The organism is Rhizobium sp. BK512, assembly GCF_014194915.1.
Lineage (GTDB): Bacteria > Pseudomonadota > Alphaproteobacteria > Rhizobiales > Rhizobiaceae > Rhizobium.
Window position 1 is genome coordinate 845,575 of sequence record NZ_JACIAS010000003.1, and the last position, 23,602, is coordinate 869,176.

26 protein-coding genes are annotated in these 23,602 nt (G+C 58.4%); 16 read left to right on the plus strand and 10 right to left on the minus strand.

What is annotated here, in order from left to right; all coding sequences use genetic code 11:
* Nucleotides 1–28: 28 nt before the first annotated feature.
* Complete coding sequence (locus tag FHX06_RS14820) at nt 29–1,288, minus strand: ABC transporter substrate-binding protein (protein ID WP_183879851.1); 1,260 nt, start codon at nt 1,286–1,288, stop codon at nt 29–31.
* A gap of 302 nt (nt 1,289–1,590) precedes the next feature.
* Here FHX06_RS14820 and FHX06_RS14825 point away from each other — a divergent pair, with 302 nt between their 5' ends.
* Together FHX06_RS14825 and FHX06_RS14830 are read left to right on the plus strand one after the other, a co-directional pair.
* Nucleotides 1,591–1,929 (plus strand): acyltransferase family protein, encoded by a 339-nt coding sequence (locus tag FHX06_RS14825; protein ID WP_162710116.1) that lies wholly within the window; start codon nt 1,591–1,593, stop codon nt 1,927–1,929.
* Between the two features lie 132 nt (nt 1,930–2,061).
* Nucleotides 2,062–2,655: a transglutaminase-like cysteine peptidase gene (locus FHX06_RS14830; RefSeq protein ID WP_183879853.1), complete on the plus strand. Its 594-nt coding sequence runs from the start codon at nt 2,062–2,064 to the stop codon at nt 2,653–2,655.
* A 96-nt stretch (nt 2,656–2,751) separates the two neighbouring features.
* Here FHX06_RS14830 and FHX06_RS14835 read toward each other — a convergent pair whose 3' ends face one another.
* Nucleotides 2,752–3,798: a substrate-binding domain-containing protein gene (locus FHX06_RS14835; RefSeq protein ID WP_183879855.1), complete on the minus strand. Its 1,047-nt coding sequence runs from the start codon at nt 3,796–3,798 to the stop codon at nt 2,752–2,754.
* 286 nt (nt 3,799–4,084) lie between these two features.
* Between FHX06_RS14835 and FHX06_RS14840 the strand changes: the two genes are divergently transcribed.
* From FHX06_RS14840 to FHX06_RS14865, 6 genes are all read left to right on the plus strand, one after another.
* Complete coding sequence (locus FHX06_RS14840) at nt 4,085–5,119, plus strand: Gfo/Idh/MocA family protein (RefSeq protein WP_183879857.1); 1,035 nt, start codon at nt 4,085–4,087, stop codon at nt 5,117–5,119.
* 11 nt (nt 5,120–5,130) lie between these two features.
* On the plus strand, nt 5,131–6,033 hold the full coding sequence (locus tag FHX06_RS14845; RefSeq protein WP_112545283.1) for a sugar phosphate isomerase/epimerase family protein: 903 nt from the start codon (nt 5,131–5,133) through the stop codon (nt 6,031–6,033).
* A 65-nt stretch (nt 6,034–6,098) separates the two neighbouring features.
* The gene (locus FHX06_RS14850) at nt 6,099–7,331 is read left to right on the plus strand and encodes an ABC transporter substrate-binding protein (protein WP_112970280.1); all 1,233 of its coding nucleotides are present in this window, start codon (nt 6,099–6,101) and stop codon (nt 7,329–7,331) included.
* Between the two features lie 99 nt (nt 7,332–7,430).
* On the plus strand, nt 7,431–8,333 hold the full coding sequence (locus tag FHX06_RS14855) for a carbohydrate ABC transporter permease (RefSeq protein ID WP_113202025.1): 903 nt from the start codon (nt 7,431–7,433) through the stop codon (nt 8,331–8,333).
* A complete protein-coding gene (locus FHX06_RS14860; RefSeq protein ID WP_112545285.1) occupies nt 8,330–9,157 on the plus strand; it encodes a carbohydrate ABC transporter permease in 828 nt (275 codons plus the stop codon). The genes FHX06_RS14855 and FHX06_RS14860 overlap by 4 nt, the downstream gene beginning before the upstream one ends.
* Entirely contained in the window at nt 9,154–10,224 is a 1,071-nt protein-coding gene (locus FHX06_RS14865) for an ABC transporter ATP-binding protein (RefSeq protein WP_113014342.1), read from the plus strand. The genes FHX06_RS14860 and FHX06_RS14865 overlap by 4 nt, the downstream gene beginning before the upstream one ends.
* Nucleotides 10,225–10,344: 120 nt before the next feature.
* Here the strand turns inward: FHX06_RS14865 and FHX06_RS14870 are convergent, their stop codons facing one another.
* The 3 genes from FHX06_RS14870 to FHX06_RS14880 form a co-directional block, all read right to left on the minus strand.
* Complete coding sequence (locus FHX06_RS14870; protein WP_162710117.1) at nt 10,345–10,536, minus strand: hypothetical protein; 192 nt, start codon at nt 10,534–10,536, stop codon at nt 10,345–10,347.
* A 106-nt stretch (nt 10,537–10,642) separates the two neighbouring features.
* Complete coding sequence (locus FHX06_RS14875) at nt 10,643–12,253, minus strand: DHA2 family efflux MFS transporter permease subunit (protein ID WP_113210364.1); 1,611 nt, start codon at nt 12,251–12,253, stop codon at nt 10,643–10,645.
* A gap of 1 nt (nt 12,254) precedes the next feature.
* Nucleotides 12,255–13,415 (minus strand): HlyD family secretion protein, encoded by a 1,161-nt coding sequence (locus FHX06_RS14880; protein WP_113210380.1) that lies wholly within the window; start codon nt 13,413–13,415, stop codon nt 12,255–12,257.
* 144 nt (nt 13,416–13,559) lie between these two features.
* On the opposite strand from FHX06_RS14880, the gene FHX06_RS14885 reads away from it, so the two are divergent.
* Together FHX06_RS14885 and FHX06_RS14890 are read left to right on the plus strand one after the other, a co-directional pair.
* Entirely contained in the window at nt 13,560–14,003 is a 444-nt protein-coding gene (locus tag FHX06_RS14885; protein WP_113210363.1) for a DUF2231 domain-containing protein, read from the plus strand.
* Nucleotides 14,003–15,346: a PQQ-dependent sugar dehydrogenase gene (locus FHX06_RS14890; protein WP_183879944.1), complete on the plus strand. Its 1,344-nt coding sequence runs from the start codon at nt 14,003–14,005 to the stop codon at nt 15,344–15,346. The genes FHX06_RS14885 and FHX06_RS14890 overlap by 1 nt, the downstream gene beginning before the upstream one ends.
* Before the next feature lie 306 nt (nt 15,347–15,652).
* Here the strand turns inward: FHX06_RS14890 and FHX06_RS35595 are convergent, their stop codons facing one another.
* Entirely contained in the window at nt 15,653–15,886 is a 234-nt protein-coding gene (locus FHX06_RS35595) for a DUF6894 family protein (RefSeq protein ID WP_112970285.1), read from the minus strand.
* A gap of 119 nt (nt 15,887–16,005) precedes the next feature.
* On the opposite strand from FHX06_RS35595, the gene FHX06_RS14895 reads away from it, so the two are divergent.
* From FHX06_RS14895 to FHX06_RS14905, 3 genes are all read left to right on the plus strand, one after another.
* Nucleotides 16,006–16,725: a Crp/Fnr family transcriptional regulator gene (locus tag FHX06_RS14895; protein ID WP_183879859.1), complete on the plus strand. Its 720-nt coding sequence runs from the start codon at nt 16,006–16,008 to the stop codon at nt 16,723–16,725.
* A gap of 46 nt (nt 16,726–16,771) precedes the next feature.
* Complete coding sequence (locus FHX06_RS14900) at nt 16,772–16,993, plus strand: hypothetical protein (protein WP_112545292.1); 222 nt, start codon at nt 16,772–16,774, stop codon at nt 16,991–16,993.
* Between the two features lie 141 nt (nt 16,994–17,134).
* The gene (locus tag FHX06_RS14905; RefSeq protein WP_112545293.1) at nt 17,135–17,437 is read left to right on the plus strand and encodes a hypothetical protein; all 303 of its coding nucleotides are present in this window, start codon (nt 17,135–17,137) and stop codon (nt 17,435–17,437) included.
* A gap of 5 nt (nt 17,438–17,442) precedes the next feature.
* On the opposite strand, the gene FHX06_RS14910 is transcribed toward FHX06_RS14905, so the two are convergent.
* Nucleotides 17,443–17,685, minus strand: coding sequence for a DUF6074 family protein (locus FHX06_RS14910; protein WP_113114326.1), 243 nt, complete (start codon nt 17,683–17,685; stop codon nt 17,443–17,445).
* A 225-nt stretch (nt 17,686–17,910) separates the two neighbouring features.
* Here FHX06_RS14910 and FHX06_RS14915 point away from each other — a divergent pair, with 225 nt between their 5' ends.
* Nucleotides 17,911–18,690: a DUF1194 domain-containing protein gene (locus FHX06_RS14915; RefSeq protein ID WP_113202019.1), complete on the plus strand. Its 780-nt coding sequence runs from the start codon at nt 17,911–17,913 to the stop codon at nt 18,688–18,690.
* A 16-nt stretch (nt 18,691–18,706) separates the two neighbouring features.
* On the opposite strand, the gene FHX06_RS14920 is transcribed toward FHX06_RS14915, so the two are convergent.
* Complete coding sequence (locus tag FHX06_RS14920; protein ID WP_183879861.1) at nt 18,707–19,627, minus strand: TIGR03571 family LLM class oxidoreductase; 921 nt, start codon at nt 19,625–19,627, stop codon at nt 18,707–18,709.
* Between the two features lie 639 nt (nt 19,628–20,266).
* Here FHX06_RS14920 and FHX06_RS14925 point away from each other — a divergent pair.
* Nucleotides 20,267–20,413, plus strand: coding sequence for a DUF1127 domain-containing protein (locus FHX06_RS14925; protein WP_112545296.1), 147 nt, complete (start codon nt 20,267–20,269; stop codon nt 20,411–20,413).
* Nucleotides 20,414–21,151: 738 nt separating this feature from the next.
* Here FHX06_RS14925 and FHX06_RS14930 read toward each other — a convergent pair.
* Together FHX06_RS14930 and FHX06_RS14935 are read right to left on the minus strand one after the other, a co-directional pair.
* Nucleotides 21,152–22,072, minus strand: coding sequence for a lytic transglycosylase domain-containing protein (locus FHX06_RS14930; RefSeq protein WP_113114323.1), 921 nt, complete (start codon nt 22,070–22,072; stop codon nt 21,152–21,154).
* A gap of 101 nt (nt 22,073–22,173) precedes the next feature.
* Complete coding sequence (locus FHX06_RS14935; protein ID WP_112545298.1) at nt 22,174–22,437, minus strand: DUF982 domain-containing protein; 264 nt, start codon at nt 22,435–22,437, stop codon at nt 22,174–22,176.
* Between the two features lie 317 nt (nt 22,438–22,754).
* Between FHX06_RS14935 and FHX06_RS14940 the strand changes: the two genes are divergently transcribed.
* Nucleotides 22,755–23,525 (plus strand): siderophore-interacting protein, encoded by a 771-nt coding sequence (locus tag FHX06_RS14940; protein WP_183879863.1) that lies wholly within the window; start codon nt 22,755–22,757, stop codon nt 23,523–23,525.
* Nucleotides 23,526–23,602 lie beyond the last annotated feature (77 nt).

Here is a 23,602-nt window from a genome sequence, read left to right on the forward strand (position 1 = left end):
GACCCGCCGTATTGCTGAAGTGAGAGGCTCAGTTGCTGGAACGCTTGGCTTCTTCGCGCGTCTGCGCGGCAAAATCCGTCATCGCTTCCGTGACATCGCGCTGGCCGAGCGCCATGGCTTCCCACATCTTGTATTCGGTCGAGCGCATCCAGGTGACGACGGGCGGACGGGCACGGCCATGAGCGAAATCAAGCTGCTTGATGGCGACGTCGATGCCCTGCTTCTTGGCAAGCGCTTCGATGGCAGCCGGCTGGGCGGCGCTCTTCTTGTTGATCGGCAGGTAGCCGGTTGCGGCAAACCAGATGGAATTGGCTTCCGGCGAAGCAGCGTAGCTGATGAACTTGTAAGCGGCGTCCTGAACATCCTTCGAAGAGGTTGAGAGGATACCGATACCGGCGCCGCCGATCGGAACCGAGCAGACCTTGTTGCAGGGCATCGGACGCACTTCCAGCTTGTCACCGAGCGCCTTCTTGGCACCGCCGTAATCGCCCGTCGAATTCAGGGAGATGCCGACCTTGCCGGCAAAGAAAGCGTCGCGGCCGACATCTTCATCGGTGACGCTATCCGGGGAGGCGACCTTCTGGTCATGCACGAGCGAGGCCATCCACTGATAGGCTTCGATCGTATTGGGCGAGTCGAGCAGGATATCGTTGGTCTTGGAATCGATGAGCTCGCTGTCATTGGACATGACGAGACCCCAGCGCGCAAACTGGCCAGGGGCTGCAATGCCGGTGATGCCTTCCGAGCCGAGCTTCTCGGTGATTGTCTTCGAAACGGCAAGAATATCTGCGAAAGTCTTCAGCGGCGGCTCCGTCGTGAAGCCGGCGCGCGCCAGGATGTCCTTGTTGTAATAGAGGACCGGCGTGGAGGAGTTGAACGGCACGATGTAGTTCTTGCCGTTATAGACGCCGACCTCACGTGCGTAGTCGTAAAGGTCGTCCTTCAGCGGGTCGGCGTTGAAATAGGGTGTCAGGTCGGTCAAGGCGCCGCGATCGGCAAAGAGGCCGTAGCGGGTGACTTCCATGATGACGGCATCAGGCGCGCGGTTGGCGGGAATGGCGGCCTGCAGCTTGGCGACGATATCATTGTAATCGCCCACAAACTCACCCTCGATATGAATACCGGGATTGGCGGCTTCAAAATTGGTGATGATCTTGTTGAGCGCTTCGCCGGACGATTTGCTGAAGCTGTGCCAGAACTTCACGGTCGTATCGGCATGCGCCGAACCGACCATGGACATCAGAGCGACAAGGCTGATGGCAGCCGTATTCTGCAATTTGTTTGACATAATTTTCTCCTCTGCAAAAAAAATTGCATTCCGTTTTGGCGACGGATAGCGCGCAGACGAGACAGTTTGTTGAAGGCTGTGCGAAGTTTTCGTGACAGAGGAGGGCGAGGTCTCTAAGTCCGATGCCTGGTGACGGAGAGCTTCAGTTCGGCCGTGATCGAATGCGCCGGTGAAGGGTGGTCGGGCTTCTGTCCACGGGTCCGACTGGTCGAACGCTGCGGTGCTTTATGCTTTGCAGGTAGCTGACAGCGTGATATTCCCGGTGACGCCCGCCTTTATCTCAAATGTTAAATAGAGATCATATGTCCCAGCAAGAAGACGCGGCGAACACGTCGCAAATGGATTCAGCTCCCCAGCCCATGGCAAGGCCTCAGCGTAAATGGCTGGGTGATATCGAACGCCTCAAAGGATTGGCTATCATCCTTGTCGTTTGGGGGCATACCTATGATGCAGCTTTCCCTGTATGGGCTATTGGTCTGCGTAAGGCGATCTACGCTTTCCACATGCCGCTCTTCATGTTCCTGAGTGGTTATGTCTTCGTCTATGTCGGCGCTCACAAACTGAAGGGGTCGCTGTCGACCTATACGTCAAAGCGCGCAAAGCGGCTTCTTATTCCGTTCTTCATCATGGCGGCCATTTAAACGGATCGAGAGCCCTGCCTCCGTATGTTCCCGTCGTTGGCTGAAGCTGGATAGAGCTTCGACCAATGGAAGCCGGATTTCAACCGGCATGGATATTCGACCGCAATGCGGTCGTCGAAACGGGGTAAGAAAATGTTTAAGCACGCGCTGGTTGCTGCGGTGACGCTTGCATCTCTGTTTGCGGTTCAGACCGCGCAGGCCGCCGGTCCTGCCGGTATTGCCCGCGGATTGAAGGCCGCGCCGGCATTCAGCTATATTTCCGAAAAGCGCCGGACTACGGCACCTTTCGCCCATGTGATGTTCTGCGCGCAAAACCCCGGTGAATGCGAGGCACGCGGTGGAGCTTCGGAAATTTCGCTGAATGAATTCGCGAACAAGCAGCTTCGATCGGTCAATGCCTCGGTCAACCGTTCGATCCGCCCGGTGAACGACAGCCAGGATCAGGGCGATGTCTGGCAGGTGAACGTGAAATCGGGTGACTGCGAGGATTTCGCGCTGACGAAGCGTGATCATCTCATTGCGATGGGCTGGTCGCCGAAGGCACTGCGGATTGCGGTGACGAAGACGCCCTACGGTGAAGGACACGCGGTTCTGGTTGTCAAGACCGATCAGGGCGATCTGGTGCTCGACAACCGCACGAATGTGATCAAGGGCTGGAGGGATACGGATCTTCGCTGGCTGATGATCCAGTCGGGCGATAACCCGCGGATATGGTACGAACTCTGATTGGATTTGCTGCACCGTAAAACCAGCCGGACAGACGGTTCTTAGCCGAGCCGTTGGTTTCGTATCACGAACATGGATGGCGTGACGCCCATTGCGTCACGTTCTGGGCTCCATCAAAAAGGCGTCACTTTCCGCGGGCACAAGTTCCAGCGGCCAGATGCGGTTACGCACTCCGTTGCTGTAGGTTTCCGAATAGGCAGGCATTCCCGCAAGCAAGGTTTCGGCAAGTGCCGCACCGAGGTCAGGCAGCGACATGCGGAAGCAGGTGAGTGTCGGCTGCAGGAATCTGGCGCGGGGTTCCTCGCGGAAGCCGATAACAGCGAGATCGCGGCCGGGGACGATGCCGGCTTCGACAAGGCGGCGGTAGAGGCCGATCGCCATCAGTTCGTAGATCAAAATGATCGCTGTGGGCTTGTCCTCGATCCGCAACAGTTCGTCGCCGGCTTGATACCCGCCCTGTTCACTGGACTTCACGCGGATCACCAGCTTCGGATCATAGCCGATACCGTGCTTCTCCAGGGCCTTCCGGTAGGCATCGACAAAGATATAGCCGAGATTGATCTCCCCTGACGGTGCGGCAATCGCAATGCGGCGATGCCCCTTGCCGACGAGCCGGTCGACGGCGCAGGTCGCAACACCTTCGAAATCAAGGTCGATCCAGGTGAAGTTGCCGCCGCCGGAAGAGCTGCGACCGAGTGCGACGAAGGGGATCTTCGCCTTGACGAGCAAATCGATGCGTTTGTCGATGCGTTGAGTTGCGGAGATGATCATGGCATCGACGACACGGCGCGCCACCATACGCTTCAGATACTCGTAGGGATCCTCGTCGCTGGGGCAGGGCAGCATGACGAGATCGAGTTTATGTCGCGACAACACGCTTTGGAGCCCGCCGGTGACGCCGAGGAAGAAGTTGTCGCTGTTTTCGACCGTCTCCTTGCTGGATTCAATCATCAGGCCGATGACGTTGGTCGTTCCCTGACGAAGGCTGCGGCCGGATTGATTGGCCACGTAACCGAATTCTTGGGCGGCGGCCAGCACGCGCTTGCGGGTCTCCTCGTTGACATCGGCCTTGCCGTTCAGCGCACGCGAAACCGTCCCGATCGATATATCGAGATGTTCGGCGAGCTGGCGGATACCCTTCATCTGCAAACTTTCTTCCGGTAGGCGGATCCTCTGATCTTATTGCCATGGGAAAACGTTTACGGAAAGCATTTGCCGTAACGGCGGACTGTATTTTTGCGCGGTCCGAAAAAAAATTTGTTGCTGCATTGCCGAAGCTTTTGCCTAAGCGCCCGTTCGCATTGTGATTTTCCGCAGCAATCAGACAACCGTGCCGGCATTGACAGCAGCAAACGTTTCCGCTTAGTATCGTAAACGTTTACGGAAGGCGTTTCGGGAGGAAATCTGAAGCGCACCGCTGGAGGAAATCGTGAAATTGAATGCCATTCTGTGCGGGTGCGGAGCTATGTCCAAAGGCTGGCTGCGTGCTATCAAGGAAACGCCCGACCTTGCCGAGGCAATCCAAGTCGTCGGCCTTGTCGACGTCAATCCGGCTGCCGCTGAGAAGCTCGCCGAGGAATTCGGCTTGAGCGCGGCTCGCATCGGCACTGATCTCGCCGCCGTCATCGCCGAAACCAAAGCAGACATCGTTTTCGATGTCGTTATCCCGACCGCTCGTTTCAACGTCGTCTCGACGGCCATGAAGGCCGGTTGCCATGTGCTGAGTGAAAAGCCGATGGCGACCTCGCTTGCTGAAGGTGCAGCACTCATCGATCTTGCCGCCGAGACCAGCAAGATCCATGCGATCATTCAGAACCGCCGTTTCATATCCGGTGTGCGCCGCCTGCGTCGCTTCGTCGAGAGCGGGGCGATCGGCGAGTTGACCGGCATTCATTGTGACTTCTTCATCGCCCCGCATTTCGGTGGCTTCCGCGAAGAGATGGACAATGTCCTGTTGCTGGACATGGCGATCCACACTTTCGATGCTGCACGATATGTGGCCGGCAAAAAGCCGCTCGCCGTCTATTGCGTTGAGCGTAATCCCAGAGGGTCCTGGTATCGCCATGGTGCCTCGGCCAATGCCACTTTCGAATTCTCCGACGATGTCGTCTTCACCTATCGCGGCTCCTGGTGTGCCGAGGGTGAGCGCACGAGCTGGGAAAGCCAATGGCGGATCGTCGGTTCCAGGGGCATGCTGACCTGGGATGGCGAGGACGGATTTAAGGCGGCTACCTCCGGCAATGAGACGGGCCTGCTTCACGGCTTTTCGCCTGTGGAGGTTCCCGCACCCGAGCGCGAGGAAGAAACGCATGGCCATGCCAGCGTGATCGCCAGCTTCGTCGAAGCGATCCGCACCGGCAAGCGGCCGGAGACGGCCAGTTCCGACAATATCAGAAGCCTCGCCATGGTCTTCGGTGCGATCGAAAGCGCCAAGACCGGACGTCGCGTCGAAATTTCAGCATAAGGATAGATGACGTGAGCAACCCCGCCAAAGCCATTCGCATCGGTACCATGGTCAGCGCCTCCAAGGGCGGCGCCGACAAGCGCATTGCCCAGATCGCCGATATGGGTTTCGAAAGCTTCGAGCCTTTCTTCTGGCAGACCACCAATGGCCAGGATCTCGCCGAACTCGGCAAGCGCAGCGTCGACGCAATCGGTGATCGCGACATCACCATTTCGACGCTCGGCATGTTCGGCAATCCGCTTGAGGAGACCGATATCGACCTGCAGACGCTGCAGGGGTGGAAGGATTGCATCGATAACGCCCATCACTTCGGCGCCACCTGCGTTGCCGGTTTTACCGGCCGCATCCGCAACAAGCCGCTGACCGAAAGTCTGCCGCGCTACAAGCAGATCTGGAGCGAGCTCGCCAAGCGCGCTGCCGACAAGGGCATCAAGATCGCTTTCGAAAATTGCGCCATGGACGGCAACTGGGCGACCGGCGACTGGAACATTGCCCACAACCCCGATGCCTGGGAACTGATCTTCAACGAGACGCCCGACGACAATATCGGCCTCGAATGGGAGCCGTGCCATCAGATGGTCTATCTGATCGAGCCGCTGCCGCAGATCCGCAAGTGGGCGAGCAAGATCTTCCACGTCCACGGCAAGGATGCGACCATCCGCTGGGATGTGATCAAGGAACACGGTATTTTCGGCAAGGAGAAGTTCGTCTTCATGCGCACGCCGGGCTTCGGCGACAGCAACTGGACAGACATCATTTCCGAGCTGCGGCTCGCCGGCTGGTCCGGTTCCATCGATATCGAAGGCTGGCATGACCCGGTCTATCGTGATGCGCTGGAAATGACCGGTCAGGTCTATGCGCTCAATCATCTGAAACATGCCCGGGGCGGCGATTTCGTCATCGATCCGGTGTGAGGAAACATGGCCGGCACGGAGGACATGCCGGCCATTTCAAGGGATAACCACAAAGGAGGAGAACTATGGCTATCCGCAAATTTGCAGTTCTGGGTGCGCTGGCGCTTGCTGGCGTTTCGCTCTTCGGTCTTTCCGCCAAGGCGGAAGACGTCAAGCTGACGCTGTGGTCGCTCGACAAGGACATCCAGCCGGCGCCGAACCTGGTCAAGGAATTCAATGACCAGCACAATGGCATTACCATCGAATATCGCCTGATCCAGTTCGATGACGTCGTTACCGAAGCGATGCGCGCCTATGCTACCGGCCAGGCTCCCGACATCATCGCCGTCGACAATCCCGAGCACGCGCTATTTTCATCGCGCGGCGCCTTCCTTGATCTGACCGATATGATCAAGAATTCCAAGGTCATCAAGCCCGAAAACTACTTCCCCGGACCGCTGAAGTCGGTCGAGTGGGACGGCAAATATTTCGGTGTGCCGAAGGCAACGAACACGATCGCGCTTTACTATAACAAGGACATGTTCAAGGCGAAAGGCCTTGATCCGAACAAGCCGCCGCAGACCTGGGACGAACTTGTCGAAGATGCCCGCAAGCTGACGGATCCGGCTAAGAACGTCTATGGTCTCGCCTTCTCGGCCAAGGCCAATGAGGAAGGCACCTTCCAGTTCCTGCCCTGGGCGCAGATGGGCGGCGGCAGTTATGAACACATCAATTCCGACGGTGCGGTCAAGGCGCTTGAAGTCTGGAAGACGATCATGGACGAGAAGCTTGCTTCTCCGGATACGCTGACCCGTGGCCAGTGGGATTCGACCGGCACTTTCAATTCCGGCAACGCTGCCATGGCGATTTCCGGTCCGTGGGAGCTGGACCGTATGACGAAGGAAGCCAAGTTCGACTGGGGTGTCACTCTGCTGCCGGTCCCGAAAGAAGGTGCTGAGCGTTCCTCGGCCATGGGCGACTTCAACTGGGCTGTTTTCTCGACGAGCAAACATCCGGCTGAAGCCTTCAAGGCGCTCGAATATTTCGCGTCGCAGGACGACAAGATGTTCAAGAACTTCGGCCAGCTTCCGGCCCGTTCCGATATCTCGATCCCCGAGACCGGCCAGCCGTTGAAGGATGCTGCCCTCAAGGTCTTCCTCGAACAGCTGAAATACGCCAAGCCGCGCGGCCCGCATCCGCAGTGGCCGAAGATTTCCAAGGCGATCCAGGACGCCATTCAGGCCGCACTCACCGGCCAGATGAGTCCGAAGGACGCGCTTGATCAGGCTGCCGACAAGATCAAGGCAGTGCTCGGCTAACCATCACCGGATGGCCACCGGCCATCCATCTTTTCCTCCCGGCAGGGGCTGTCTCCCGCGAAAGCGTCGGGCAGCCCCGTTCGGAGCAATGGAGGACCCATGAGAAGGATCCTTTCCAGCGTCAGGGATGGCCGCGGTTTCGATATCGTGCTCGTCGCCTTTCCGCTCGGCTTTCTGTTCCTGATGGCAGGCCTGCCGCTCATCTACAATGTGGTGATGAGCTTTCAGGAGGTTGACATGTTCAGCCTCGGTACCTTCTCGCGCCCCTGGGTGGGTTTCAAGAATTACGTGGACCTCTTTGCACAGCCTGAAACGCTGCCGATCCTCTACAATACGGCGATCTTCGTCGTCGGTTCGATCGCCGGCCAGTTCTTGATAGGCTTCGGTCTGGCACTGTTCTTCTGGGTCAATTTCCCAGGCGCCTCCTGGCTGCGCGGCCTCTTTCTTGTCTCCTGGGTCATGCCTGGCCTCGTCGTTGGTGCGATCTGGAACTGGATCCTGTCAGGTGATTTCGGTGTGCTGAACTTCATCCTGAAGGAAAGCGGTATCATCTCCGGCAATATCTTCTGGCGCTCGGACCCGCACTATTCGCTCTACGCCGTCATCATCGCCAATATCTGGCTGGGCACGTCCTTCAACATGATCCTGCTGTCCGTCGGTCTCTCCGGGATCCCGGGTGATCTCTATGAGGCCGCCGAACTTGACGGTGCCACGGCCTGGCAGCGCTTCTGGACGATCACGCTGCCGATGATGCGCTCGACGATTGGCGCCATCATTTCGCTCGGCCTGATCTTCACGCTGCAGCAGTTCGACCTCTTTGCCGCCATCACTTCAGGCGGACCAAACAATTCCTCCAACGTCACGCAATACTGGGCCTGGGATTTGTCTTTCCGCCAATACGATTTCGCCAAGGGCGCGACCATTTCCGTCATCATGATCGTCTTCGTGATGTTCGCCTCTGTCGTCTACGTGCGCTCAACCCGCCATGAGGTGCGCGGATGAGCGAGACTGCACGCAATCGATTGATGCTCGTGATCGCCATCATCATGGCGGCGATCTATCTTTTCCCGCTCTATTGGATGTACATCACGGCGCTGAAAAGCGGCTCGGAGATGTTCGCCACACCCCCGAGCTTCTGGCCGGCCTCGCCGCAATGGAGCACCTATACCTATGTCTGGGAAAGCCGGAACATGGGGCTCTATCTCTGGAACTCGTTGGTGATCGCGATTGGCGCTGTCGTTATCATCACGGTGCTCGGCGTTGGCTGCGCCTATGTGCTGGCGCGCTACCGCAACATCTGGGTGGATATCGGCCTCTTTCTTATTCTCATGCTGCAGGTTCTGCCGGCTTCGCTGATGATCACGCCGATCTTTGTCGGTTTCTCGCAGATCGGCATGCTGAATTATCCGCGGCTTGCCGTCATCATCGCCATTGCCGCAAAAAGCATGCCGTTCTTCGTGGTGCTGGTGCGCGCCACCTTTATGGCGGTCCCGATGGAGCTCGAAGAGGCGGCGCTCGTCGACGGCAATTCGCGTGTCGGCGCCTTCTTCAATATCGTGCTGCCGCTTGCCCGCAACGGCATTTTGGTCAGCGCTATCCTCATCTTCATGCAGGCCTTCGGCGAGTTCGTCTATTCCAAGTCGATGATCCAGGCCGCCGAGCTTCAGCCGGCAAGCGTCGGGCTCAATTCCTTCATGGGGCCGAATACCAATGAATGGAACAACATCATGGCCTACGCCACGATGTATGTGACGCCGATCCTTGCCATCTTCGTTCTCTTGCAGCGCCGCATCGTATCCGGCCTCACTTCGGGAGCCCTCAAATGACCCCACAGATCGAGCTTGCCGGCGTCAACAAATATTACGGCGCCTTCCATGCCTTGAAGAATATCGACCTTTCCATCGCCAAGGGCACCTTCGTCGCACTCGTTGGCCCTTCCGGCTGCGGCAAGTCGACCCTGCTGCGTTCGCTCGCCGGACTGGAGACCATTTCCGATGGCAGCCTGAAGATTGCCGGCGAGATGATGAACGGGGTGCCGCCGCGTAAACGCGATGTTGCCATGGTATTCCAGTCCTATGCGCTTTATCCGCATATGACCGTTGAGGAAAACCTCACCTACAGCCTGCGCATGCGTGGCGTTGCAAAGGCGGAGGCGAAGAAGGCGGCCGAGGAGGTCGCTGCCACCACAGGCCTTTCGCATCTGCTGAAGCGCTATCCGCGTGAGCTTTCCGGCGGTCAGCGCCAGCGCGTTGCCATGAGCCGTGCCATCATCCGCCACCCGAAGGCGTTCCTTTTCGACGAGCCCCTGTCAAACCTCGATGCGGCGCTGCGCGTCCATATGCGCAAGGAGATCCGCGCGCTGCACGATCGTCTGCACGCGACCTCGGTCTATGTAACGCATGACCAGATCGAAGCGATGACCATGGCCGATCACGTCGTCGTCATGCGCGACGGCATCATCGAACAACAGGGCCGTCCGCTTGATCTCTATGACAGGCCTGCCAACAAATTCGTCGCAGGTTTCATTGGTTCACCTGCGATGAACTTCATTCCGGCCGTGGCCGGCGAGGATGGAAAAAGCCTGACGCTCGATCTCGGTTCGGTCAGGCAGCAGATTGCCATCGATCATCAGATCCAGCCGGGCCGCAAGGTTACCGCCGGCATCCGGCCTGAGCATATAGGCATCACCAATCAGGGGCAGGGGAGCTTTGACGTGCCGGTCGCGGTCGTTGAATCCACGGGCTCATCGACCTTCATCACCGCGGCTACGACACCTGAAATGACGATCGTCGAAACGGGCAGGGGATCGGTTCAGCCGGGCCAGACAATCGGCGTCACTGTCGATCCGGTACAGGTGCATCTCTTTGATGAGACGAGCGGCATCAGAATTTGATGTCGCACTCGGGCAAGGTCCCGCAGCTATCCACTGCGGGATCCTGCTTGGCCATGATTTATCAGCGACAAATCTGAATGCTCTCGGCGGCCATGTGCGTCGGCCGAGCCATCGCGATGCTTATTGAGCGAGCGAAGCTGTCGCGGCCTTCTTGGCTGCAACTTCCGTATCATGCGGTCGTTCGCTGGAGTTCGCCCATACAGCCACAGCAAGTCCTGCAACGATGAAATAGGGCAGTTTGCTTGAAAGCTTCAGCTTGCCGGAAACGGCATTGCCGCGGGTGCATTCAAAGCCGGACATTTCTGGGGTCATCAGTACCTGTCTCGTGTGAATATCACGTCGCATACATAGTACATGCGGTGATTCGAATGAACCCCCAGATTAGGGGATATACACGAGGTTGTTGATGTCGGGCAGATCAATGCCCGCTCGGGTGGCTTGAGCCCTCACCGAGGTCGATCTTGCGCAGAATGAAGGCGAGCGGCAAAACTGCCAGCGACAGCCACATCAACGTGTGAAAGACGTCGATATAGGCAAGATAACTTGCCTGGATCTGCACCTGTTGACCGATCCAGCCCATGGCCTGCGATTGTGCATCGATCGCTCCGTTTCCTCTGTCGGCAAAATATTGAGTCGCCCCCTGCAGCGCATGATTGTAGGCGGGGTCGGAGGGGATGATGTGTTCGACCAACCGGCTTTGATGCCATTGTTCGCGATGGGCAAGCACGTTCGATGCGATTGAAACACCAATAGAGCCGCCGGTATTGCGCGCCGCATTGATGAGGGCCGATGCCTGGTCGGTCTGGTCCGGCCTGAGGCCGTCATAGGAAGCTGCGGTCATGGGAATGAAGATCAGCGGAAGGCCGAAGCCGAGATAGATGCGCGACCAGACGAAGAAACCGAAGTTCAAATCGGCATTGAGGCGCGTCATGTCGTACATTGCAGCTGCAATGATCGCCGTGCCGATCGCGATCAGATATTTCGGCTGGACCTTGTTGGAGATCCGGCCCGCCACGAACATCATGAACATCGTGACCAGGCCACCGGGCGAGAGCGCAAGGCCGGCCCAGGTCGCTGTATAGCCGAAATTCTGCTGCAGGACCTGCGGAATGAACTGGGTTGTGGCGATCAGGATCGCGCCCGTTGCCAGCATGACGATGAAGCAGGAACCGAATTGCCGGCTTGCCAGCAAGTGCAGGTCGACGACGGGGCTGGTCGCTTTCATCAGCCATGGGATCGCAAGAAGAAGAGCTGCGATGCAGATTACCGTCGCACCAATGATGAAGTTCGAGTCGAACCAGTCCTCCGTCTGACCACGGTCGAGAACCAATTCGAGCGCGCCGAGAAAGGTCGCGACCAGCAGGAAGCCGACAATATCGAAGCGCACGCCCTTCCGGCGCATCCGCGCGCGTTCCTGACGCAGCGAGTCCGGTTCGTCCACGAGGAAATAAACGAGGATGAAGGCAAAGAGGCCGACGGGTCCGTTGATCAGGAAGCACCAGTGCCAGGAAAAATTGTCCGAGAGGTAGCCGCCGAGCGTCGGGCCGACGACGGGAGCTACGACAACGGCAACGCCGAAGAGTGCAAATGCCTGGCTGCGCTTCGATGGCGGGAAGGAATCGGCGAGGATCGACTGGGAGATCGGAACCATGCCGCCGCCTGCGAAGCCTTGGATCATGCGAAAGATCAGCAGGGATTGCAGGTTCCAGGCGAGGCCGCAGCAGAGAGAGGCAATGGTGAAGGTCGCAAGGCACAGAAGATAGAAGCGCCGTCTCCCGTAGCGCTTGGCAATGAAACTGCTGGCGACGAGAATGATGGCGTTGGACACGAGATAGGTGGTGACGACCCATGACGCTTCATCGGCGCTGACGGCAAGGCCGCCGGAGATGTAGCGCAGCGCCACGTTCGCAATCGTCGTATCCAGAACTTCCATGAAGGTCGCGAGCGAAACGACGAGCGCGATCAGCCACGGATTGGCGATCCTGGCACCAGATGCCGGCGTGCCATCGGCTGTCGTGGCTTCGGTCATGTCAGTTCCTCGGGCGCACGGTTACCGTTGGCACCACGGACATGCCGGGACCGATGGCCACGTCCTTCGGCCAGTTGTCGACGACGATCTTGACGGGCACGCGCTGTGTGACCTTGACATAGTTGCCGGTCGCGTTTTCAGCCGGAAGCAGTGAAAAGGCAGTGCCCGAACCGGGCTGGACGGAATCGACACTGCCGCGAAGCGCATGATCTGGATAGGCGTCGATCGTCACATCGACGGGCTGGCCCGGCCGCATGTCCGTCAGCTGGGTTTCCTTGAAATTGGCCGTCACCCAGATCTCGTCGGGCACGAACATGGAGACTGCCTGCCCAGCCTGGACATATTGCCCTTTCGAGCCACTGAGCTTGACGACACGGCCGGGCTGCGCGGCCGTGATCGTCGTGTAGCTCAGATTCTGTTCGGCCGCTTCAACCTGGGCTTCCGCCTGATGCAGATTGGCGACGGCGCTGGCCCGTTGCGCTTCGGCAGCTGCCTTGTTCTTGATGGCCGAGGTGACGCTTGCCTGCGCTTGAGCGGTACTTGCTCTGTTTTGCCTCAATGTTGAGGCTGCCTGCTGTGCGGCCTGTTCCGAACCGGCGCCGCTTTTGACCAGCTGCTGCTGCCGGTCGTTTTCATCCTGTGCATATTGAAGGGCCGCTTCTGCGGAGGTTTGCTGTGCCTTGGCCTCGTCGATCGCTGCGGCTGCCGCTGCAATCTGCGCTTCGGCGTTGGAGATTGCTGCCTTTGCGACACCGACCTGGCCGTGGGCCTGATCCAGTGCGATCTGATAGTCGCGGGGGTCGATCTTGGCGATGATCGCGCCGGCGTCGACATGCTTGTTATCGGAGACGGGAACATCCGAGACATAACCCGATACCTTGGCAGCGACCGAGAAGCTGCGGGCATCGACAAAGGCATCGTCCGTCGTTTCGTAGGGATGAAAATAGATGAGCCAGATGAAATAGCCGACGGCAGCAAGAACGATCAGGGCAAGAACGACAAGTATGGTCGCTATCGGATGGCGCCGGATGATGGAGGGACGCTTCTCATCTTCCGTTTCGTTCTTGACCTCCCGGTCCGGGGCTTCGTTTTTTGCAGGACCGGAGGACTGATCTTGCCCGGCGGCGGCGCGCTGGTTCTGGGGCACGGCAATGTCTTTCATTATGAAAACCTGAAACCAACGCCGGATCATCGGCTTCGGTTCCGGTCAAAATGCCGCAAGACCTCCTAGAGCAACTGTAGCTGAGGAACAATTCCAGGTGGCGAAGGTTAAGCCAACGCCGGGCGACCTCTATGGATCAAGAACATGACCTATTCGACCACACGCGCCTACATCTCGATCGTGGCGCCACCTCTGCGCTCGATCCCGCTTCATTGTTCAGCCGGCTGCTTTATCGGGGCTCTGCTGACGGACATCACCTATTGGCGAACGGCAGAGATGATGTGGACCAATTTTTCCGCCTGGCTCCTGGCATCGGGACTGTTGCTCGGTGGACTGGCCGCCCTCGCCGCGCTCGTTGACATCTTCATCGGCCGGCTGCCGCTACGCGGTGTGGGATGGCTTTATGTCATCGGTAACATCGCAGCTTTCCTGGTGTCGCTGTTCAACGCCTTCATTCATAGCCGCGATGCCTGGACATCCGTCGTGCCGACAGGGCTGATGCTGTCGGTCGCTGCAACCGCGCTGATCGTCATCAATGCCTGTCTCGGCTGGGTTGTTCTGCGCCAGCGCATCGGAGGGCTCGAATGATGACCCGGTCTCTTGCCCCTTCCTGTTCCGGCGCTTTGGCCTTGTTTCTTATGTGCGGCAGCTGCGTTCTTACGGCCTGCAGTGACAATGAACCGAATCCGACGAGCGAAATCGGCCCAGGTCCAAAGCTGCCGGAGCAGTCGCAATATCTCGTCCCACCGATGCATGTCGCTTCGGTCATCGGATGGAAGGAAGGCGAAACGCCGAAGGTCGCGGACGGGCTGCAGATCAAGGCGCTGGCAACGGATCTGAAGCATCCGCGCTCGGTCTATGTGCTACCGAATGGTGACGTCCTGGCAGTCGAGTCCATTGCGCCTCCGGCTGCATCGATCAAGCGGCCCAAGGATCTTATCATGGGCTGGATCGAATCCATGGCGACCTCGGGCGGTGGTTCCAGCAACGAGGGCAGCAATCGCATTACGCTGCTGCGCGACGCCGATGGAGATGGTATTGCCGAGGTCAAGGACATCTTCCTCGACCATCTCAATTCGCCCTTTGGCGTGGCCCTCGTCGGCAACGATCTCTATGTCGCCGATACCGATGCCATCAGGCGTTATCCCTATCAGCAAGGCGAGACGAAGATCACCGAACCCGGCGTCGTGCTGACCGAGCTCCCCGGCGGGCCGATCGACCATCACTGGACGAAGAGCCTCCTCGCCAGCGAAGACGGCAACACGCTCTATGTCGGCGTTGGTTCGAACAGCAATATCACTGAAAATGGCATCGAGGCAGAGAAGAACCGCGCCGCCATTCTGCAGGTCGACCGCCAGACTGGCAGATTCAGGATATTCGCCGATGGGCTGCGCAATCCCAATGGCCTCAGTTGGGAGCCACAGACCCATATGCTCTGGACGGTCGTCAATGAAAGGGATGAACTTGGCCCCAATCTTGTTCCCGATTACATGACATCGGTCAGGGATGGCGGCTTCTATGGCTGGCCATACAGCTATTACGGCCAGAATATCGATCCGCGTGTCATGCCGCAGAGGCCAGATCTCGTGGCCAAGGCGATTGCCCCCGATTATTCACTGAGCTCGCATGTCGCACCGCTCGGCATGGCCTTTTATACGGCTGACAACCTCCCGGCCGAATATCGAGGCGGTGCTTTCGTCGGCGAGCATGGAAGCTGGAACCGCCACGAATTCAATGGCTACAAGGTCGTTTTCGTGCCTTTCCAGAATGGTAAGCCGAGCGGCAATCCGCAGGATATCGTCACCGGCTTTCTTCAAGGGGAGGACCAGGCACATGGCAGGCCCGTCGGCCTTGCCGTCGACAGATCCGGCGGGCTGCTGATTGCCGATGATGTCGGCAACACCGTCTGGCGTGTGACTGCAGCAAAGTAGGTCGCCGAATAAACCTCTTCTCACGGGGGCGGCCTCGCCGTTCACAAGGCCGGCGATATCCGAAATGCCCTCGCGCATTCGGCGGGACAGGAGGCAATACGGTCTTGCGAAGACGGTCCAGGGATATCGCAAGTCGTTCAGCTGACATCTCGAAGCGGTGGTCGGTTGTGTCAAATTTAAATGCTGGCAAATAGACCGCCAGCTATGGTCCTGCCTCATGCATCGTCTTGCATGTCATGTCAGGGGCGCAAGTTTGGCACGTTCGATCAGTTATTCACCGGCTATCCGGCTTGATTCAGGGTGGGGTCAATCCAGCCATTCGTTTGAAAAGGCGAGGCTTGCAACGGAAATTGGCCGCCCTTCGGACCGGACCGTCAATGATATGATCGTTCTCTCTCCGGCTGGCAGTTCATCACGTGCGATATCCACCAGGATTCGCGCCATTTCCCTGACTACCTCAGCTCGCGACGCAAGTTCCGTTCCCTCATTGTCCCGGATCGGGCCGTCACCATTGTGAAGGTCAAAAAAATATCGGGCCATCTGCTCCCACCATCAGAATATTTCACCATGAAGTGCCGGCTGTCCAATTTGTTCCCCTTTTCTACCCTGTTGGAATATAATCTGTTTTCAGTCGCCGGCTCGAAGAGGGGGAGCCGTTCGTGATCGAGCCGCTCCTTCTCAATCTTGAAAGTCACGATGTCCTCTCTGCTGCCGAAATCGAGCTCTTGCGCTCTATTTTCGGTCGCGAAAGATCCGTGGCCGCGGGCGAAGACCTCGTCTCCGAAGGAAGCCGACCCAATCATTCCACGCTGCTCCTCGACGGATTTGCCGCCAGGTATAAGGTTTTGGAGGACGGCACCCGGCAGATCACCGCGCTGCAAGTAGCCGGCGATTTCGTCGATCTTCATGCCTTTCCGCTGAAGGTCATGGACCACGGCATTCTCGCGATTTCGAATTGCCGTGTTGCATCGGTGGATCACCAGGAACTCAAGGCGATAACCGAGACCAATCCGCATCTGACACGGCTGCTATGGCTTGATACGCTTGTCGACGGCGCGGTGCACCGCGAATGGATTGTTGCGATGGGCCGTCGCTCGAAGAAGGCGCATATCGCCCATCTTATCTGCGAGCTCTATGTTCGGCTGCGAACGGTAAACAGAACGAATGGGCCGAGCTTTCAGCTACCATTGACACAGAACGCCATGGCGGATGTTCTGGGCGTTTCCCTCGTTCACCTGAACAAGACGCTGCAATCGCTGCGGAAGGAGAGGGCCTTCACGTGGGAGGGCAGAGTGATTACCATCATCGACTGGGACAAGCTGCAGAAGATTGCCGGCTTTGACGCCGGCTATTTGTCGCTGTCAATCGAAGCGCGGTAGAAATGTCTTTATTGACGACGTGTCAGGTCCAACATGGGAACGCATCATGATCAGCCGCCACATCAAACCTCGCGACGAAGCGTTGACATCGGATGATCTCGCCACATGCCAGAAAGTGCTGGATATTGTGAAGGCCGAATTCGGGCTTGCTGACGACGATGAGGAAGTGAGCCGGTCGGCTGCCATTATCATCGAACTCTACCGCCAGGGCGTTCACGACGAAGAACAACTGAAGACGTTGGTCTTTGCGACACGCGGCAAGATCTAAGGCCGGCACGTCTTCAATGTGGATGGATAGATCTGGTTTGCCATCCGCCCAAATCCTACCTTTATGGCGCGACATAGGCGCCAGTTTTTGTGATTGAAGCCCGTAGGTGCTGTTGCCAACCCGCCCGCATCAGGAGGTCTTATGAGAAGTTTGATTTTAGCGGCTGCCCTCTTGCTCCCTACGGCTGCCTTTGCGCTGGACGCCGTAGAGGTCAACGCGCGCGACCATTCCTGCCGCGAGCTTGCACAAATTATCCAGCAGAAAAAGGCCGTGTTCGTTCGCATGGGCCTTGGAGGCCGGAGCTTCCGTTCCCCGCCGGCGCGATGCCAGCTGGGCGACAAATACAGCGTGGCCAGAGTGCGCGCAGCTAACGGGGAAATGTGCGTCCTCGACTACGAGTGCGTCTACGACCCGCAATCCTTCTACAACCGCATTCCCAAGTAGTGTTTTTATCGCTCTGCTGCTGCAGCGTAGACGACCTGAAGCTCCATCTGTATCGCATCCATGAACAGGGCGGCCTGCCGCGAGAGTTCAGCATCGCTGCAGCCCTGTTCTCTCAAATTGGCTGCGAACCCGGCCATCTCCGTCCGCCAGAAGCGGTTGGCGGCCTCGCCGTGAAGGTTCTGAAGGGCCTCGGCACAGCGCCTGATATCGGCTGTGCGTCGGTCGGCGGGAAACTGCAGAAGCGGCATGCTATCTCCGTCATTGCTGGGCGAATCGCCAAGTGTCCCGCAGAATGGCTATGAGTTCTTCACAAGTGGTGAAGCCGATCGCGGAGACATGACTCCTCAGATACTGTTCGATTATCGCATGGCACCCGACATCACTGAAAATTGACAGGATGCAATCTGACGGCAGTCGCGGCCACGCCAGGCTATGTTAGAGTTCTCGACATAACGCAGTGATGGGAAGTGATCATGCTGACGACACTTGCGATGCTCGCGAGCCTGTCCGGCGCTGCCGCCACGATCGCGCAATCAAGCCAAAACGAAGTCGACGTCGAGTTGGTGCTGGCCGTCGATACCTCGCGCTCGATGGATTACGAAGAAGTCCGCATCCAGCGCGAGGGTTATGTCGAGGCGCTGCGGCATAAGGAGTTCCTCGACGCTGTGAAAGGAGGGCTGACCGGGCGGATCGCCGTCAGCTATTTTGAATGGGCCGGGTATGTCGTGCCCGGTTCCGTTATCGACTGGCAGGTGATCGAGACGGAAAAGGATGCGATGGATTTTGCCGACAAACTGGAGGCGCGGCCGATTGCCACCCAGCGCCGCACATCCATATCCGCAGCGATCGTTCAAGGCGCAACGATGCTTGCGGCGAGCCCCTATAAGGGAAATCGTGAGGTGATCGACGTTTCCGGCGACGGTCCCAACAATTCCGGCGATCCCGTCACACCTGCACGCGATGCTGCTTTGAAGGCGGGCATCATCATCAATGGACTGGCCATCATGTTGCGGCCATCTGACGTGCCCGAAGGGCTCGACAAATATTATGGTGATTGCGTGATCGGCGGCCCCGGCTCCTTCGTTCTGCCGGTCCACAAGATCGAGGATTTCGCCGTTGCCGTCCGCCGGAAGCTCGTCTGGGAAATAAGCGGACTCGGGCCACCAGCACAGATCCGCAGAATTGCCATGAACCAGCCGACAACGGATTGCCTTGTTGGCGAAAAGCTTTGGCAGAATTTCTTCGACCGCTAGTCGCTCACTCCGCAGATCATCGCGACGCCTGCAGTTCTGTGGCCTGGTTCAGCCGCGGCAGAACTTCCCGTGCGATGGTCTCGAGATCTGCGAGAGCCTTGCGCCCATTGACCAGCAGGTTGAATGCGACGTGGTGAACGCCGAGATTGCGCAGGGCTCGGAGTGCGGCGAGCAATCCTTCTGGTCCGGTTCGATATCCGAGTGCGATCTCGTCGACATGGTCTGATGAGGCATCCACAAGATCGAGGGCCATCGCCTGACCCATGCCACGGAATTCGGTGGTCGTGCGATGCACCGCTCCATGCCACAGTGCTATCCGGTCTTTCTGAGCGCTAAGGGGGCGATGGTAGGTCATCCAGGCGCCGGCGTTTCTGGCAATCCATTCGAGCGATTGCGAGGACGAACCGACGGCCACCAGCGGCACGCGCCGCCCGCTGCGCGGGCGGATCTCGAACTGGTCCTCGCCGGTCTGTGAGCCGGCATGGCCCTCAAGCGCATCGCTGAGTACGGCCCAGTTGGACCGAAACAATTCGCGCCGGTCGTCAACATTGCGGTCGAATGCCGCAAACTCTGACGGACGGTCGCCGGAGCCAAATCCGAGAACGAACCTGCCCGATGACAGTACTTCCATCGACAGGGCCGCTTTGGCGATATGAAGCGGATGACGCAAGGGCAGGACGATCGCACCGGTAGCCAACGCGATAGAGCGGGTAGATGCCGCCAGTGCACCAAGCAATACCCACGGATCGGAATGACCGACGGGATCCGGATAGGTCGGACTGTTCAAGGGGACGTCGCGGACCCAGATTGCGGAGAAGCCAAGCTCATCGGCGCGACGGGCAAGCTCCAGCTGAAGGCCGAAGTCGATGTCGCCCCGTTCTCGCTCCTGCATGGGGAGTACGACACCAATTGTCAGTCGTGAATCTTCAAAGAGCATCGGTCATATCCAGCGCTACCTGCCTGCACTTGGGTAATGCCGACGAGCTTTGCAACAGGACGTGATGTTGCGGCTACCAGAGGGCGGCGGGTGCGTTTGCAAAAAACTGCTCGAGAGCGGAAGCGACCGCGGGGGCGACGGCCACGATCTCCTCGTGAGCGGCGAAGACAAGCAGCCCCAGCATTGAAATCGCCGATCCGACTTCCAGGGCAGATATCGGGTTGGCCGGGAATACTGGAAGGCTGGTCGTTAGAGTGACAACAGATGGCCGGATCGCATTTTTTATATTGTCGTTTGCGGGATGGTGCAGGCGGAGAGGACGTGGGTATGCGAGGCGGGATTTACTGCATATTCCGGGGTAGGTTTCGCAGACTGAGCTAGACATCGATTTGCCCCTGAGCGGCTTTGAAGGATCGTGAGTTCACGTGGGGCTTCGGCGAGCCTCCTTCAACTATACTCATGGATAGGAAACTGCCTCATAAGCAGCCAATGCGCTGCCTATCTATGCGTTTTATGCATGGGTGAGCTGTAGTCTGAACGCTACTCATTTTCGCGGCCCCATATTATATATTCCTCATCAAAGCGAACGAAGCGCCGATACCTGGCAGCTGTCGCTGGACCCACGGAAAGGGGATTGTAATGAGCATCGCACGCACCTTCAATAACTGGCGCAAGTATCGTCAAACGGTTGCTGAGCTTGGCCGTATGTCGAGCCGTGAACTGAACGACCTGGGTATCGCTCGTGGCGATATTCGTGACGTCGCACGCGCGGCTACTGGCCGCTAAGACCCAGTTTTCGATTGATGTCAAACGCGCTCGCCGGATGAAGGCGGGCGCGTTTTTGTATCATATAAGCTATTCTTCTAACGCATAGCGCATGGCAGCTTTGCAAATATATGCCTAGAAGGCCGGCAGCGATCGGCCTATATTCAAACTCAACGAAGCGATGAAACTCCTCCCTCGTCGCTTTGTCCTAGACGCGGCTTACCTCCTCCCGAGCCAGCATCTACGTGGCGGCATCCTCCTCCCGTCGCCACGCGTGATAAGGGCGTCTGCTGGATCTCCTCCCCCGGCAGACGCCTTATTGTTTTCGGGCGATAGCACACTCCCCAATAGTCTCAACAAGCTCAGTGCTTTGCAGGCATCATGCACGATCCGTGCAGTCGCAGGCTGCATTGCAGCAACTGGGGATGCACTCATTTTTTGGCTTGGAAGCGGCTGGCTCCTGGACCGATACTGGTGGTTGTCGATCACGTCCCGTCAGTTGGAGGGACATCCTTTGGCGGTTGCCGCGACGGGCGACCGGGTGCGATCGGATCGCTTGCCGGGAATGTTTCCTCGAGCGATTCCTCGAGATATTCGTCCTGCTCCTGTGCGGATGTATCTGTCCTGTTATGCTTGTTGGCAGTTTCGACAGGTCTGATCATTTCAATCCCCTTGATGCGTAATCTCACCAACTTAGCAAGCCTGGCGGTAGGTCGGCACTAAACTGTCGGATAGGGGCGAGCTGTAATGTGCTTCGGATCAGCGATTCCGGAAGACTGTGCAGGCAACACCGGCCGAGCGGATCGTGCTGCAAAGCTTGGTCGCTTCGGCTCGTGTCTCCCGACCGATTCTCGCGGCATAGCGTGGACGATAGCCGAAGTTTCCGCCCCTCTGGCGCACGATCAGGGCGCGTTCGGCGTTCAGCGGTTCCGGAAGCTTTGCCAGCGATATGGTGAAGAGCCGGTCAGCCACGGACGGGTTGTAATGGGCGGCAAGCTGTACGCCCCATGGCGCCCAGTCGGCCGATCCCGTCAGGACCGGCTCGTTCATCTGCCGCGTCTCGGCAAGCGCCACACATGCCTCGCGGAACGCCATCCCGTCGCGCAGCTCAGGCGCAGCGGCCTCCGGAGGGCTGTCCCGCCAGGTCTCGACGGTCTGTCCGGTAATTGCGAACACATAGTCGCGGGTCTCGATCGGCAGGCGGCCGGAGGAAAGAAACCGGCTGAGGCCGGATTCTCCGGCATTGTAGGCGGCAGCGGCAAGTCCGAGATTGCCGAAACGAAGCCTGAGTTCGTCAAGGTAGGCGGATGACGCTTTGAGCGCCTGGACGACATCGAAGCTGTTTTCCAGCGCTCGCATTCGGGCTGTGCCGGGCATGAATTGCGCGATGCCCTCTGCACCCTTCGGACTGACCGCTTCCGGGCGGAACAGGCTTTCGCGCCAGATCAACCGGGCAAAGAAGGCAGGCGGAATGTTATGGGTTGCTGCGAAACGGTCCATGACGGCGCAGAGATCGGCATTGAAGTGATCTTTTCGAATGCAGAGCGTCTGCCCGTCCTCGGCGTTGCCCCGGTAAAGGCAAGCCGGTTCGGGAACGGATGGCTCGGCCGCGCTGACCGCAGACGCCATGATAACCCACACGGCAGAAACCAGCGCCGTTGCCGTCAGGCCTATGCCCATCTCATCATCGCCAAACCTTGCCTGACAGCATCGTCGCGGTTTTCGGGCGAGACGGCAAGCTTCCTTTGTCAGCCCGCGGCCTAGGCCACGGGCGACGGGTTTCAGTGCACGACCGTCAAGATCGCAATGCCGGCTTCAGCCGCCGCACGGCGAATGGCGTCCTGCAGCTCACCGACATCGATCTGTCCCGTGATCGCATCGACGCAGGCCTTGACGGCCACGACATATTCCTCACCGTCCTCGGACGGCCAGTCCGCTATCAAAACCTCAGCGGCGTCTCTCAACGTCCTGAGGACCCTGTATTTTTCCCGGCCACCCAGCATCAGCACCAGTGGGGGAAAGCGTTCGTATGTGTTCCATTCCATTACACTTGGTCTCCCCAACGTAAGGATATTGGTAACGTTGCAAGAACCATACCGATCGCGTGTGAAAATCGTGCATCCGACAGATTTAGGGTTGTGGGTCGAATTTGACGTGTGGATCATGCACAAAATGGAGCGTGAAACTCAAGTTTTTATTGCGTCCCGTTTTCGCCTTCGCTAAACAGGGATCGTTATTGGCCGAAGATGATCCGGCCACGTAAGCGTTAACGTCACTCAACGCGTATGATCGAACGGCTTTGCGGCTTCGATCTGCGCGACTGTGTCCTGCGGATCGTTTCCCGAAGCCCCGGAAGGACAAAATGGATAACAAACAATCCGCACATCACCCGTTTCCAGCACCCACTATCGAGCGGGTACGCCATGAATTGCGCCGCCGTTCGCTGATTGTCGAGAGTGTGGCCGATATCACGCCCGGCATGCGGCGCATCGTGTTGAAAGGCGATGATCTTGCCGATTTCACCAGCCTTGCACCGGATGATCACATCAAGATCATCGTGCCCGGCGTCGGCGGCGCCGAGGAACGTCGGGACTATACGCCGCGCAGCTATGATAACGCCGCCCGCAGCCTGACGATCGACTTCGCCCTGCACGAGGCGGGTCCGGCCACGCAATGGGCGGTCGACGCCCAGCCCGGCGCGCCTCTTGAGATCGGTGGCCCGCGCGGCTCCGCCGTGGTTGCCGGCAGCGTGAAGAGATGGCTTCTGATCGGCGATGAGACGGCGCTGCCCGCCATCGGCCGGCGGATCGAAGAGAGCGGTGCCGACACGACCATAACGGCAATCGCCGCTGTCGCAGATTCGGGAGAACAGCAATCCTTCCAGACATCAGCGGCACTCACGATCCGCTGGATCTACCGTCCTCTTTCCGATGCAACGAATGCCGAACCGCTGATTGCTGCTCTGGCCGGGATCGACATCCTTCCCCAGACATTCGTCTGGATTGCAGCAGAGGCGTCGGTGGTGCGGGCAATCCGTGCCTATCTTGTCGAAGAACGCGGCTATCCGCTGAGCTGGATCAAGGCCTCAGGTTACTGGGTCAACGGCAAGGCCGATACGACCGAAAAGTTCTGATAGCCGAGAAAATCCTCGGCTCCGCCATATCGCTCCCGCCAGTCGGCCGGAGCGGCCTGGCAAGACCCTCATTTGAA

Bases quoted from the DNA above. Each gene is read 5' to 3' on its own strand.
- FHX06_RS14930 (WP_113114323.1), bottom strand. From the start codon at position 22,072: ATGGGCATAGGCCTGACGGCAACGGCGCTGGTTTCTGCCGTGTGGGTT.
- FHX06_RS14820 (WP_183879851.1), bottom strand. From the start codon at position 1,288: ATGTCAAACAAATTGCAGAATACGGCTGCCATCAGCCTTGTCGCTCTG.
- FHX06_RS14855 (WP_113202025.1), top strand. From the start codon at position 7,431: ATGAGAAGGATCCTTTCCAGCGTCAGGGATGGCCGCGGTTTCGATATC.
- FHX06_RS14865 (WP_113014342.1), top strand. From the start codon at position 9,154: ATGACCCCACAGATCGAGCTTGCCGGCGTCAACAAATATTACGGCGCC.
- FHX06_RS14880 (WP_113210380.1), bottom strand. From the start codon at position 13,415: ATGAAAGACATTGCCGTGCCCCAGAACCAGCGCGCCGCCGCCGGGCAA.
- FHX06_RS14875 (WP_113210364.1), bottom strand. From the start codon at position 12,253: ATGACCGAAGCCACGACAGCCGATGGCACGCCGGCATCTGGTGCCAGG.
- FHX06_RS14835 (WP_183879855.1), bottom strand. From the start codon at position 3,798: ATGAAGGGTATCCGCCAGCTCGCCGAACATCTCGATATATCGATCGGG.
- FHX06_RS14905 (WP_112545293.1), top strand. From the start codon at position 17,135: ATGAGAAGTTTGATTTTAGCGGCTGCCCTCTTGCTCCCTACGGCTGCC.
- FHX06_RS14940 (WP_183879863.1), top strand. From the start codon at position 22,755: ATGGATAACAAACAATCCGCACATCACCCGTTTCCAGCACCCACTATC.
- FHX06_RS35595 (WP_112970285.1), bottom strand. From the start codon at position 15,886: ATGGCCCGATATTTTTTTGACCTTCACAATGGTGACGGCCCGATCCGG.
- FHX06_RS14825 (WP_162710116.1), top strand. From the start codon at position 1,591: ATGTCCCAGCAAGAAGACGCGGCGAACACGTCGCAAATGGATTCAGCT.
- FHX06_RS14830 (WP_183879853.1), top strand. From the start codon at position 2,062: ATGTTTAAGCACGCGCTGGTTGCTGCGGTGACGCTTGCATCTCTGTTT.
- FHX06_RS14925 (WP_112545296.1), top strand. From the start codon at position 20,267: ATGAGCATCGCACGCACCTTCAATAACTGGCGCAAGTATCGTCAAACG.
- FHX06_RS14900 (WP_112545292.1), top strand. From the start codon at position 16,772: ATGATCAGCCGCCACATCAAACCTCGCGACGAAGCGTTGACATCGGAT.
- FHX06_RS14935 (WP_112545298.1), bottom strand. From the start codon at position 22,437: ATGGAATGGAACACATACGAACGCTTTCCCCCACTGGTGCTGATGCTG.
- FHX06_RS14885 (WP_113210363.1), top strand. From the start codon at position 13,560: ATGACCTATTCGACCACACGCGCCTACATCTCGATCGTGGCGCCACCT.
- FHX06_RS14890 (WP_183879944.1), top strand. From the start codon at position 14,003: ATGACCCGGTCTCTTGCCCCTTCCTGTTCCGGCGCTTTGGCCTTGTTT.
- FHX06_RS14910 (WP_113114326.1), bottom strand. From the start codon at position 17,685: ATGCCGCTTCTGCAGTTTCCCGCCGACCGACGCACAGCCGATATCAGG.
- FHX06_RS14915 (WP_113202019.1), top strand. From the start codon at position 17,911: ATGCTGACGACACTTGCGATGCTCGCGAGCCTGTCCGGCGCTGCCGCC.
- FHX06_RS14850 (WP_112970280.1), top strand. From the start codon at position 6,099: ATGGCTATCCGCAAATTTGCAGTTCTGGGTGCGCTGGCGCTTGCTGGC.
- FHX06_RS14860 (WP_112545285.1), top strand. From the start codon at position 8,330: ATGAGCGAGACTGCACGCAATCGATTGATGCTCGTGATCGCCATCATC.
- FHX06_RS14920 (WP_183879861.1), bottom strand. From the start codon at position 19,627: ATGCTCTTTGAAGATTCACGACTGACAATTGGTGTCGTACTCCCCATG.
- FHX06_RS14870 (WP_162710117.1), bottom strand. From the start codon at position 10,536: ATGACCCCAGAAATGTCCGGCTTTGAATGCACCCGCGGCAATGCCGTT.